Annotated in this window: 9 protein-coding genes and 3 pseudogenes; 6 read left to right on the top strand and 6 right to left on the bottom strand. The window is 52.5% G+C overall.

Annotation, left to right across the window (positions count from 1 at the left end):
• The first annotated feature begins 14 nt into the window (after positions 1 to 14).
• From thrC to FYJ31_RS12700, 4 genes and pseudogenes are all read left to right on the top strand, one after another.
• Positions 15 to 1,505: a threonine synthase gene (gene thrC, locus FYJ31_RS03375; RefSeq protein ID WP_326831169.1), complete on the top strand. Its 1,491-nt coding sequence runs from the start codon at positions 15 to 17 to the stop codon at positions 1,503 to 1,505.
• 188 nt (positions 1,506 to 1,693) lie between these two features.
• Positions 1,694 to 3,490 (top strand): ATP-binding protein, encoded by a 1,797-nt coding sequence (locus FYJ31_RS03380; protein ID WP_195839429.1) that lies wholly within the window; start codon positions 1,694 to 1,696, stop codon positions 3,488 to 3,490.
• Positions 3,491 to 3,676: 186 nt separating this feature from the next.
• Positions 3,677 to 3,916: pseudogene (locus tag FYJ31_RS13285) on the top strand (hypothetical protein); the annotation flags it as partial.
• Positions 3,917 to 3,980: 64 nt separating this feature from the next.
• Positions 3,981 to 4,253: pseudogene (locus FYJ31_RS12700) on the top strand (cation transporting ATPase C-terminal domain-containing protein); the annotation flags it as partial.
• Between the two features lie 11 nt (positions 4,254 to 4,264).
• On the opposite strand, the gene FYJ31_RS03390 reads toward FYJ31_RS12700, so the two are convergent.
• From FYJ31_RS03390 to FYJ31_RS03405, 4 genes are read right to left on the bottom strand one after another with little or no spacing between them, the layout of a single operon-like run.
• A complete protein-coding gene (locus tag FYJ31_RS03390; protein ID WP_154535980.1) occupies positions 4,265 to 4,978 on the bottom strand; it encodes an ABC-2 transporter permease in 714 nt (237 codons plus the stop codon).
• A 2-nt stretch (positions 4,979 to 4,980) separates the two neighbouring features.
• A complete protein-coding gene (locus tag FYJ31_RS03395) occupies positions 4,981 to 5,694 on the bottom strand; it encodes an ABC-2 transporter permease (RefSeq protein WP_154535981.1) in 714 nt (237 codons plus the stop codon).
• A 6-nt stretch (positions 5,695 to 5,700) separates the two neighbouring features.
• Entirely contained in the window at positions 5,701 to 6,621 is a 921-nt protein-coding gene (locus tag FYJ31_RS03400; RefSeq protein ID WP_154535982.1) for an ABC transporter ATP-binding protein, read from the bottom strand.
• A gap of 21 nt (positions 6,622 to 6,642) precedes the next feature.
• A complete protein-coding gene (locus tag FYJ31_RS03405; RefSeq protein ID WP_065453131.1) occupies positions 6,643 to 7,017 on the bottom strand; it encodes a GntR family transcriptional regulator in 375 nt (124 codons plus the stop codon).
• Positions 7,018 to 7,590: 573 nt separating this feature from the next.
• Between FYJ31_RS03405 and FYJ31_RS03410 the strand changes: the two genes are divergently transcribed.
• Positions 7,591 to 8,259, top strand: coding sequence for a response regulator transcription factor (locus tag FYJ31_RS03410; RefSeq protein ID WP_158309821.1), 669 nt, complete (start codon positions 7,591 to 7,593; stop codon positions 8,257 to 8,259).
• Entirely contained in the window at positions 8,249 to 9,517 is a 1,269-nt protein-coding gene (locus tag FYJ31_RS03415; RefSeq protein ID WP_014485054.1) for a histidine kinase, read from the top strand. Before FYJ31_RS03410 ends, FYJ31_RS03415 begins: the two co-directional genes overlap by 11 nt.
• Before the next feature lie 841 nt (positions 9,518 to 10,358).
• Here the strand turns inward: FYJ31_RS03415 and FYJ31_RS03420 are convergent.
• On the bottom strand, positions 10,359 to 11,603 hold the full coding sequence (locus FYJ31_RS03420) for an MFS transporter (RefSeq protein ID WP_012578147.1): 1,245 nt from the start codon (positions 11,601 to 11,603) through the stop codon (positions 10,359 to 10,361).
• 60 nt (positions 11,604 to 11,663) lie between these two features.
• Positions 11,664 to 12,365, bottom strand: a pseudogene (locus FYJ31_RS03425) (7-cyano-7-deazaguanine synthase); the annotation flags it as partial.
• Positions 12,366 to 12,388 lie beyond the last annotated feature (23 nt).

Genomic DNA, 12,388 nt, shown 5'->3' on the forward strand with positions numbered 1-12,388 from the left:
CAGAAGGATTCATCGTGACAACCACCTTCCATTCCACCCGCAGCACCACCGATTCGCTGACCGCCAAGCAGGCGATTCGTAAGGGCATCGCCGATGACGGCGGCCTGTTCGTTTCGGACGCGTTGGGCAAGACCAAGGTGAACGTGGCCTCCCTGCCGGGCAAGTCGTACCAGCAAATCGCCGCCGAGGTGCTGGGCGCGCTGCTGCCGGACTTCACGGCCGAGGAGCTGGGCCAGTGCATCGCCGACGCCTACGGCGAACAGTGGTCCGATGAGCGCATCACCCCACTCAAGCCCCTGGGTGACGATTACGTGCTCGAACTGTTCAACGGTCCGACTTCCGCGTTCAAGGACGTGGCGCTGCAGATCCTGCCGCGCTTCATGGCGCACACCACGCCGGCCGATGGCGACGCGGACGAGAAAATCATGATCCTCACCGCCACCTCCGGCGACACCGGCAAGGCCGCGCTGGCCGGTTTCGCCGACGCCCCGGGCACCGCGATCACCGTCTTCTACCCGGAAGGCAAGGTCTCCGAGGTCCAGGAGCTGCAGATGACCACGCAGGCCGGCGCCAACGTGCAGGTGGCCGCCGTGGAAGGCAACTTCGACGACGCCCAGTCCGCGGTCAAGCGCATCTTCGGCGACCGCGCCCTGGCCGAGCGTCTCGCCGGCAATTCGCACGTGGTACTTTCCTCCGCCAACTCCATCAACGTGGGCCGTCTGGTGCCGCAGGTCGTCTACTACTTCTCCGCTTACGCCCAGCTGCTCGCTGACCAGGTGATCAATGTCGGCGATGAGGTCGAGTTCGTGGTCCCGACCGGCAATTTCGGCGATATCCTCGCCGGCTACTATGCCAAGCTGCTCGGTCTGCCGGTCAAGCACCTCGTGGTGGCTTCCGACAAGAACAACGTGCTGTTCGACTTCCTGACCACCGGTACCTACAACCGCCAGCGCCCGTTCTTCCAGACCATCTCCCCCTCGATGGACATCCTCATCTCCTCCAACCTGGAGCGCATGCTGTACTACTTGTCCGAGGGCGACACCCGTCTGATCTCCATGCTGATGAACGACCTCAACAAGTGGGGCACGTACGAGATCCCGGAAGAACTGCTGGCCAAGATTCGTCAGATCTTCGGCACCGGTTGGGCCGATGAGGATCAGGTACGCGAGTCCATCAAGCACTGCTGGGACGAGAACCACTACGTGATCGACCCGCACACCGCCTGCGGCTACTACCTGCTTGAGCAGATGCCGCGAGACCCGCTGACCCCGCGCGTGCTGCTCTCCACCGCCAGCCCCTACAAGTTCCCGCGCGTGGTGAACGAGGCATTGGGCTTCGACGCCACCGGCACCGACTTCGAGTGCATGGATGTGCTGGCCCGCGAGACCGGCACCACCGCCCCGGCCGCCCTGCGTGGCCTCGAGACCGCCGACGTGCGGTTCAAGGACGTCGTGGCCATCGACGGCATGGAGGACTACGTAGAAAAGGTCGCCCAGGCGCTGTAAAACATACCAGCACATTGGCTCCCCTCAGAGCGGGGAGCCATTTTGTTTCATCAGCATCGCAGCGACCAGCGCTCCCACAATGACGCATCCGTCAATTCACCGACATAGGACATACCAAACATAACAACGTGTTTACTATGTCTGCTATGATGGCGTCTAAGCTACGGCACACTGGCGAGGAGGCAATCATGTGGCCGGAAGAGGAAATCGATGCTTTGCTGAACCCGCTGCGTTCCGCGCAATCGGACAGTCAGGATATTGAGGTCAAGGAGGCCGTGGGCGGATTGCCGGTTTCGCTGCCTGAGACCATTTCCGCTTTCGCCAATGGACGCGGCGGCACCATCGTGCTGGGCATTGCCGAAAAGGATGGCTTCGAGCCCGCCCAAGGGTTCAAGGCGCAACCCGTCGCCGAGGCATTGGCGCAGATGTGCCGAGACAAAATCACCCCGCCTATAAGGCCAGTCATTGACGCCGCTTCGTATCATGATTCCACCGTGGTCATCGCCGTCATCGATGAGGCCGATCCACTGGATAAGCCATGTTACGTTCGCAATAGAGGCCGGTACAGCGGCTCGTTCATCCGCGTATGGGATGGCGACCGCAAACTCAGTCATTACGAAATCGACCGGCTTCTGGAAAACCGTGCGCAACCCACGTATGACCGAGGGCTGATCTACGAAGCCGCCGTCGACGATCTGCTACCGGATATCGTGGACGGCATTCTCGCGTTATGCCGCGAACGCCGTCCACGTGTCTTCGGAAAACTGACCGATGAAGAGGCGATGAGCGCGCTTGGGATAGTCGGAACAGGAGATGACGGGAAGTCTCATCCGACGCTTGCAGGACTGCTTGTCGCCGGCAATTATCCCCAGCAGTTTCTGCCACGGGTGAATATCACGTTCACGTGCTACCCCGGATATGACAAGGTGTTTGCCGGCGGGGTGAAATTCATCGACAATTATTCACTCGACGGCCCCATCCCCGAGATACTCGGAGAAACCCTGAACGCCGCACAGAAGAACATGCGCATCGGAGGCGTATTGGACGGCCCATTCCGCAAAGACACCTTTGAATACCCAGAGGACGCCATACGTGAGGCCGTGGTCAATGCCATCATGCATCGCGACTATTCGCCGATGGCCCGGGGCGGCCAAATTCAGGTCAACATGTACAAGGACCGCCTTGAAGTGCTGAGTCCGGGCGGATTATACGGCGACGTAACGCTGGATTCCATCAGCGAGCCCGGCTCCACTTCGACCCGCAATCAGACACTTGCCAAATTGCTTGAATGCACCCCGTTCCGCAATGCCACAGTCGCGGAGAATCGAGGGACCGGATACAGCCTCATCAACAGACTGCTGCTGGATAACGGCAATAGCGAGCCTGAAATATACAGCACGCTGAATTTGTTCTCAGTCACCTTCCGCTCAGCGGATACCTCCAAGCTGCCGGACAGCCGCAGGGATCCCCGTTACGCGGGTTGGGGCGATAGGCCCGATATCGATTACAGCGCCGCGCAAGGGCTGATCAACGGACAGCCCCCGAAACCGGCACATCCGAAAATCGTGCCATTCCCCAAAAACAGCATCAAAACGGAAGAGCTCAGCGACGAAGAGATTTACGAGCGATATCTCAAAGATATTCCCGGATTGGGGCCGACCATTGCGCGGATAGCCGGACTGGACGTTCCGCAGTCCGCGGACATGCCGCTGGTTCGTGATGTCTCATCCATCGAAAGGCCATCAGCTCGCAGCGCGTCGGCATCCGCATTGGAAGGCAGCGCCCGCTACTCCATGCTGGAAGAGCAACTGTTGCAACTGATCAACAAGCACGGCACCATGTCCACGCCCAAATTGGTGGAGGCCACCGGAGCCCCGCGCTCCACCGTCACCTATCAGCTGCGCAAACTCCTGGAATCAGGCACGATCGAACGCACGCAACCAGCCCGCTCCCCCAAACAGTCCTACCGGATAAAGTCCGCCTGAGGCGTGCAAAGCGAAAAAAGGCGCCGCGTTGGCCTGTGCCTCGGCATATGTCCAACGGCGTGTTGCTTGTTTTTCCAGGAAGGCGGGAATCGCCATGCTGCGCGGTACGCGAGTGATATTACGCGGGTTTCAGTGCGTTGTGTCAACCAAACGCGAGAGGAACATATGACCACGGCCAACGGGCAGACGCCCGCTGACCCGATGCTTATCGTGCTTATGATCGCTGCGGCCATCACCCTGGGCGTCAACATCACCCGCTCCATGGCCGGCGGCCACGCCGACATTCTCGAATGCGTGGGCATTTTCTTCGCCATCGCCCTGTTCGTGACCATCACCGTGGCGATGGAAGGCCGCAGCGCCACGGCATTCGAAGCGCTGAACAATATCAATGACGACACGACCATCACCGTGGTGCGCGATGGCGAGTTCGGCAAAATCGTCCGCGAACTGCGCGCCGCCAACACAGGTATGACACCGCTGCAGGAGAAGCTCGCGAAGCTGGACGAACTTCATGGGCGGCACCGCCGAACAGCAGTCGACCATTCTGTTCACGCTGTTCGTGGTGTTCCAGCCGTTCAACGCCTTCAACATCCGCGAGCTGGGCAACGCCAGCCTGTTCGCCAATCTGCTACGCAATAAGGTGATGATCGGCGTGTTCGCGCTGATGTTCGCACTTCAGGTGCTGGTGGTGCAATTCGGCGGCGCGATGTTCCGCACCGTGCCGCTGCCGATCGACATGTGGCTGAAGATCATCGCGGTCGGACAAATGCGCGGCTAGAGTTCTTTGGCTCGGTAGATGCGGATGGCTATAAGCATGGAGCCAAAATATGCGAGCAGACACAACACGGCGAGAACAAGCGCCGTATGCCACCAGATCGTCAGGAAATCGGTAATATTCAGCAAAAGCCATTGCCAGTCAACAGGCAATCGGGCCAGCAGCGCAATGACGGCATACAAGCCAACCAGGACCACGCCAGAGGCCACCATCATCTTGCGGAAGGTGAACCGGTATGCACAGGCCAGCAGCACCGACCCAAGAATGATAGCCAAAGCGAAGATGAAAGCACCTGCTGCCAAAGTACCGATCCACCCCATATCTGCTATATCGCCAAAGACAATGAAGACGCCGCCGCATATCACCACGTCCAAAGCCCAGAGCAGGCCAACCACCAACAGAAAAAGGTACCGACCTACAACTTGTGCAGTGCGTGAAACAGGAATCAGCCCTCGCATGGCACTGTGCCCTGCAGATTCCTCGGATGACGCAGGCCCCAATGCACTCATACATGCCATCGTCGATGCCAAACCTCCGAGTCCGCCCATCAGACCACTGGCAACGTGTTCATCGACGTGGGTCGATATCATCACCAGCGATACCACGATAGACAGCACCGGGAAAACTAGCAGAAATACCATATTCGCCACGCTAAACAGACCCGTCCCGACACAATCGAATCGACATTGCTTTACTACGGATTTCCAGCTCATCGTCACCATTCCCTTGAAGCAAATATGCGAGAGGCAATTACATACGAGATTCCATATGCCACAACCGTCGCTGTCAATACCGCAATAACCAGCCACAATCGTTGCGCGATGATGGCATTCGCGGCATGGGCCAATCCTTTGGTCACCGAAACAGGCAAAATAGATAGCAGTATGGATCCAGCCAATACAACGACATAAATCACCATCATCGTGACTTGAAGACCGCCTAGTTTGGTCCACAGATAACCCGTGGGCACGATAAGCGCGACCATCAGCGCGGTGCAGAAACCTCCCAACGGCGCCGCCCACAGATTGCCCGCGAATGACCAATCCGGATTGACCAGCACTTGCAACCCGTCAATCAGAACAATCATCGCTATCGACAATACGGAAATCACCAATCCAACCACATATCGCGCGGCCACCTGACTCTTCCTCGAAGCCGGAATAATGCCACGAAGTCGATATCCGTTCTGTAAGTCAGCAACCGCCATGGTTAGCACCCACATGGCGCAGGTGAATACCGTCATGATGACACCCATGCGATAGCCGAAGCCATCACCATAAGCTTCACCTTGAAAGATGACGGAGAACAACGGTGCCAACAACAACGAGAACACAGTCCGTTCGCCGACGCACAGGTAGGCCATATCGACGCGCAATGCAGTGGTCAATGCATGTTGCCGAGACCGCGACACCCTCAGTATTGCCCCCATGGCCGCTCACCTCCCACTCAAGTCACGATTGGAATCATGGGCATTGGTCAGTCGAATGATGTCATCAATGGAAGCCGATTCAACGACAAGCCCCGAAACCACCGACGCAACGGCATCAAGCCTGTCTGACCGGACCAGCGCATCGAATCCGGTGGCATACGTATGTGAGCCCAGCACTACGTCCGCAGGCAGTTGTGCCAGCTCGTCTGGACCGCCCTTAATCAGGCGGAACGATTCCTCAAACTCGTCTTTCGGACCGGTGTAGTAGAGACGGCCATCGGTGATGTAGGTAATGAGGTCAGCGGCACGTTCGAGGTCGGCAGTGATATGGGTGCTGAACAGTACCGAATGTTCGCCATCCTCGATGTAGGCATGCAGGATATCCATGAGTTCGTCACGCGCGAGCACATCGAGTCCGCTGGTCGGCTCGTCGAGAATCAGCAGCTTGGCATCATGACTCAATGCGATGGCCAGCATCAGCTTCATCTGCATGCCGCGGGAAAGATCCTTGATATGTTTCTTGCCGTTCTGTGCGTCACCAAGGCCAAAAGTATCCAGATACTTGTGATAGCATCCACCGTCCCATGATGGATACAGTGGCGCGACAATACGTTCAATGTTCTTGACTTGCCACTGTTCATGCATGTAGCTGAAGTCGAACACCACGCCGAGTTGTTCTTTGACGGGCTCCTCGTTGGCGATGTTGTCGAGGCCGAGCACGTGAATCGAACCGGCGTCGCGGTGGATCATGTTGAGGATGAGTTTGATGAGGGTGGATTTGCCGGCGCCGTTCGGGCCGATCAGTCCCATGATGTAGCCCTTGGGCAGGTCGAAGGTCACGTCGTCCAGCGTGAAGCCGGAATCATAGTGTTTGGTGACGTCGGTGACCTGCAACGCCATCGCGTCGGATTCGGATATGGCGGTCATGTCCATGGTCCTTTCTTGAGGTTATTCCTTGCGGTATTCCTCTTCGAGCATGCGGTCCAATGCGTCCAGCGGAATGCCGGCGGCTTTGGCGCCCCGGCTTGCCTCGGCCAGGCTTTCACGAATCTGGGTTTCGAGCTGACGTTGCATCAGTTCGTTGCCCTTGTCCATCACGAAAGTGCCTTTGCCTTGGATGTTCTGCACCACGCCCTCATCGGCCAGTTCGTTGTACGCCCTGGTGACGGTGAGTACGGAGATGCGCAGCTCCTTGGCGAGTTTCCTCAAGGAAGGCAGGGCCTCGCCCGCCTTCAACTCGCCGCTGAGCACCGCCGAATGGATTTGGGTTTTGATTTGCTCGTAGATGGGTTCACCGGACACGGATGAGATGATCAGTTTCACCTATGCCCCTTTCGATTGTGGTTGACTAGCACTCCAGCTGTTTAGCTGTTATACAACACAGTATAACTGTTCTGCTTAACTGTCAAGGTGTGTTGCATAACAGTTGAACAGTGAGCAACAAGCAATGAGCAGGCAAATCCTTTGACAACGGCCGCTTTCCATTGAACAGACACGCCACGAACGCTATTTGTGCGTTGTCCAATTCCGATGAGATCAGACGGGCGGCCTCACATTCCTTCAACATGAACCGTTAGAACAGACGATGGAATTCGGCTGGTTCGTCCCCCGCTCCATTTCGTGGAGCGTTGATCACGGACAGCCGAATGTCCACTTGGTTTTTTCTCTCGGGGTTCTCAGCGACTTTCCATCAGGTGAAAAATCGAGAGGAGCAAAGCATCGAAGAGCAACCGCAGGAGAAAAACGTCAAGCGTAAAGAACAAATCAAAATATGACCAGCGGCTATCTGTGCCTATCCAACGAATAGGTCGTTGCAACCTATTCATAAAAAGAGACATACCATAACTATATATTATCGACAAGATGAATAATGAGCCGAGAGAAGAGGACTCTTCCGTGGAATGCTACCATAGCACGGCGGTTGCATCAGCCGCCACCCATATTGCACTGCTGGATAATGACGCAATTGTGTTAAAAGGATTACAACAGATTATCGAATACAATCACTTAGGAAGCATTACGTGGACCACTCGGAGCGGGAGAGAGGCTGTACAAAGATGCTCAAGTGCCGTAGATACACCGCATTTGCTGCTGTTCGATATGTCTCTTGACGGAATGTCTGGTATAGACGTATGCCGTCAGATTCGCAAAAGAAGCGCATCCGTGCTGCTACTTGGCATCACGGCTTTCCCCCTAGAACGGTACATTTCTCGGCTGATTCAGGCTGGGGCACAAGGACTAGTTGCAAAAGACGAAGAAAGACAAATCGCTGAAGTTACGCGTTGGGTATTAAATAAGGGGGGCTGCGGAAATGGGTTCGAAACGGCCCGTAATGCGCATATGCGACTGAAACACGAGACAAATGACATCCGCATGCTGTTATCCGACAGAGAAGAAGAAATCATGATTCTTCTCAGCAAAGGACTATCCATATCAGAAGCCGCGAATCGCATGCAAATTGGACAGGCTAGTGCAGCAACATATCTTAATAGAGCTCGTCGTAAGCTCAAAGCGGAAACAGTGCGCCAAGCAGTAGCTATCTGGACAGGTGATTATGAACAGTAACATCAAAAAACATCCATTCAGATTAATTATAGTGTTACTCTCCTTATTTTTTTCGATAATTGATTGGACAGAGAGACCCACCACATCTGCGTATGAAATATTATTTGGCTTCATCCACATCGGATTGCTGTTAATCGCCCTATGGTTCCCACGCATTAGTTTCGTAGGATTAATTTTTATGGAATCAGTTGCGTGTAGCTTACCTGTCCTAAATGGGCCAAGCCGTTTCTGGGGCATCTATTGCACTATCGGACTCACTGCATATGAAACGGGTATCTCTATCACGACAGTTTTAGGTATATTTGTATTCTTAGGAATTCAATGCTATCAGATAGCGCGATGGAATAATGGCGAGATAGACATAATCAGCATAACAGTGTTTCTGATGTATGCAGCAGCCACCGTGATTGTCGGATATGGTTTTCATTGGTGGAAGACGACAAATGAACAACACCTTCAAAATTATCAAAGCAAAGAGTACGAACTGCAACATTCTTTTTCTCTGCAAAATAGCGACAACGCTATCATGCTTCATGACTCCGTTGCCCAGTGTTTGACGAGTATACGATTGATTGCGCAACGGCAATCAAATGATCCCCAGAATGATGCCTGGGAGAAGATAGATAAAATTGCACGAAAAGGATTAGAAGCAACCAGAGATATTATCGATACAATGATTCAAGATAATAATGAAAATGGAATACCCATAGAGTCGTCCGAATGGTGGTTAGCGGTAAAACGGTTAACCGACGAATGCGACTATATACTCCACCAACATGGGTTTACTGGCACTACTGAAATCATTAATGGTGGGTTTACGGTACAGCAACAGGTGACCGTAAAGAATATCGATATTCTGCATGAAGTACTGAGAGAACTATGCTCCAACATTATTAAACACGCGCCAAAGTATAGCGAATTCCAGTCCAGCATAGCCCTGCAGAAATCACAAACAGAAATAGTCATGTCCAATAGCATGTCCACAATACCGGACGAAGAAAGGTCGGGCCGCGGGCTAGAGTCACGCAGGCGCAAGCTTAACCTAATCGGTGGTGAAATTGATCACGAAGTGGATGGCGACACATGGATTGTTTATGCGCGTATACCTTTAACTATGGTTTCACCGGACAAAGCAGCCACGGAATCCATGGAGGACAACGAACACGAGAAATATTCACCGAGGAAAAGGGGAAAGACGCGCTCTGTTGAATGCCAAAGGGAACAGATGGCACGGAAGGAGCACAAAGCGCAAAAGTAGTGATTACAGATATAACGAAGCTCATTAATACTCCTAGAACAATAACAACTGGTTTAATTGAAACCTATTATATAGGTACAATGACCGAGTCGTATGGAATCGTGTAATCGTCAGAATTACATCATAATTACCTGAGAGGATGTCATATGTATTGAAGGTATTTAGCGACTTACCTCTATATGCGCACGTTCTACAATCATATAAAAGTCATGTATTTTGCGAAGACATTAATGGAGAGAACCCTAGCCCAACTCCGCGCTTCATAACCGATTTTTAGCATAGCAGCAGAGGGTATCCAAGACACTAATATTTATCATATTCTACCATCACCAGAAAAAAAGGGCTTCCTGTTTTCCGAATGTTCGACTAAACAAGCAGATTCACAGCACCGAATGGATACCCAACCACAACAAACATATCAACACATCCAGCCGGATAACACCTTGAATCGTTCACTGTCAGGGAGTACTAAATACCCCATAAACTCCATCTCCATTCATCGAAAAACGATGTTTGTCACGGGAAACCCCTATGCGAAGCAATACGAAACGGCATGTTCTAGCCGCCTCCAAGAACGTTTATTGGTCAAAAGACGACGGCACACCTATGTGAGCGATGACATTAATGCCCGAACATGGCAACTGTTGAGACGTAACGCGCAAAGCGCATCTGGTAAGGTCAGTTATCAGCTAGTTCACGATATCTTTGTTTCCCCAAACGACGTAGTATACTGCTTCACCGTCCTTGGCGTTTCGCGTAAACGGACCTTTTCAGGATGTTCGACCTTGCACCGTGTGGGCCGCAATCGGCTATATCGTTGTGAACATCGAGCTAATGGCGATTAAACATCGCTACTATTAATAATCCCTGAGGAATTCGAACGGTGATCTATAAGGTAACAAAATGGGAAAACAATGATGACCAGGACAATCATTATTGAGGAGGATACAGTAAGTACGACGGCAGCATGAATAGTGCCAGTGAAGCCGTATAAACCGTAGGCGAGAGGAATTAGACCGAAGCTAATTGCATAATCAATTGAGGAAACTCGTCCCATGTGCCGCTTATCGACGCATGTCTGCATAGTAGATCCCCAGAACACGCCAGACAATTCCAGTCCAAGCCCAGCAACAAATGACGCCACATACCACAGTACTTGGATGTCCAAAGTACCTACAACAAAAATCGGCATAATAGCTAAAGCGCCAAATAACACTGATTTAGAAAACATGTGCCTAGGCCTTTCCAACTTTAACGCGATGAGACTGCCGCAAATGTATCCAGATGAGGTGATAGATGCCATCAGGGACCATGCGCCCCGGCCGCTCTCTTGCACGACCCACAAGGGCATTGTGACGTCTGTTGCCCCGGATTGTACGGCAAGGAACAACGCCCAGAACGGCACTCCCACTGCTAACCAAATATAAGTATGGAACAAACTGGGAATAGAACGTAATGCAGAAATCATGGAAGCATCATCATCGTTGTTATTAGCCTCGTCATCGCAGCTGGGCATGAGTTTCAACGATAGAACAAGCGGCATGGAGACAGCCAGACACACAGCACCATCCAGAAATAGAAAAGAAGGTGATATCAGTTGAGCAAGCCATGCACCAAGAAGTGGACCGACCACCGAGCCGGCATTGCGAAACGTACGTATCAAGCCGTTGGCACGTACAATATCTTCAGGGGGAGCAATCGAAGGCAATAAGGCGAACAAGGCTGGCGAGCCGACCGCACCAATGATACCTGCGGCCAAACTGATTGCTTGCACGGGCCATCCAAGACCACTCAACTGCACGACCCATGTTCCGACTCCATAGGAAATAGCTAGACCACCCAGCATTCCTGAGGCAAGAGTTTTCCGCGGCAATCGATCCGCTAAAACACCACCCAGAAAAGCCATGACCAAGGTGGGCAGCGTCTTGAACATGAGTACCAAGGCTAGGCCCAAGCTGTCAGATGAAGCTGCTCCAGTGAATACAACACCGCATGTGAAGAACGCCGAGGACATTGCTTGCATGCCCTGGACCAATGCCAGTTTGGCTACCTGCCAGCGTACGACACTCCCGACATTCTTCACCATGCTCGAACAGCCTCCTTTTGTTTTATCATGTATTTAAAACGTAACTATATTGCCTTTTATTCAGGCCACTACCGAAATATGCTTTGGGGATTCTAAAATATTCACTTCTTCGCGAGATTCGGCGAAAATATCGTGCTCATATAAGACGGGATCTTTAATTCCAAGAATCTCAAAAGAAGTTCGTCGATCACGACACGGGTCACATACTCCACAATGAACTGTCCCGCCCAAGGCACAGCTCCACGTATCGCCGAACGGCACGCCAAGACCCATACCTTTTTGAATGACGGCACACTTATTGATACTAAGATAAGGAGTATGGAACGTTACCCCGTATTCATCTCCTTCACATTCTACGGTAACCGTATGAAGAGCTTCAAAATATGATGCATGATTATCGTGGAACACAGCATCGTTACTATGAACTGCGTAATAAACATCAACGATATCATGCTTAAGCGCCCATGAAGCCATTAGCATAAGCGCAATTGCCGATCCAAAAGGCTGAACATGCTCTTCCTTATTAGGGGCAACGACAAATGGCCCAAATGCTTTGCGGAGGAACTGAGGCTGAGGCAATTCATAGAAACGCTTAAATTGCTCGGAAAAATCATATTGATAATGATGGAGTCGTTCAGAGTGGAGATTTGTAACGATTCTTTGCGCATGTTGACTCTCATTACATCCCTCAGTTTCACCAAAATTGAAAGTAACGGCATATATTTCTTTCCCCTGATTTAATAGGTCATACAAGAGAGTAGTAGAGTCCGGGCCTCATGATAGAA

This window comes from Bifidobacterium sp. WCA-178-WT-4B (genome assembly GCF_009696495.1).
Classification (GTDB): Bacteria; Actinomycetota; Actinomycetes; order Actinomycetales; family Bifidobacteriaceae; genus Bifidobacterium; species Bifidobacterium infantis.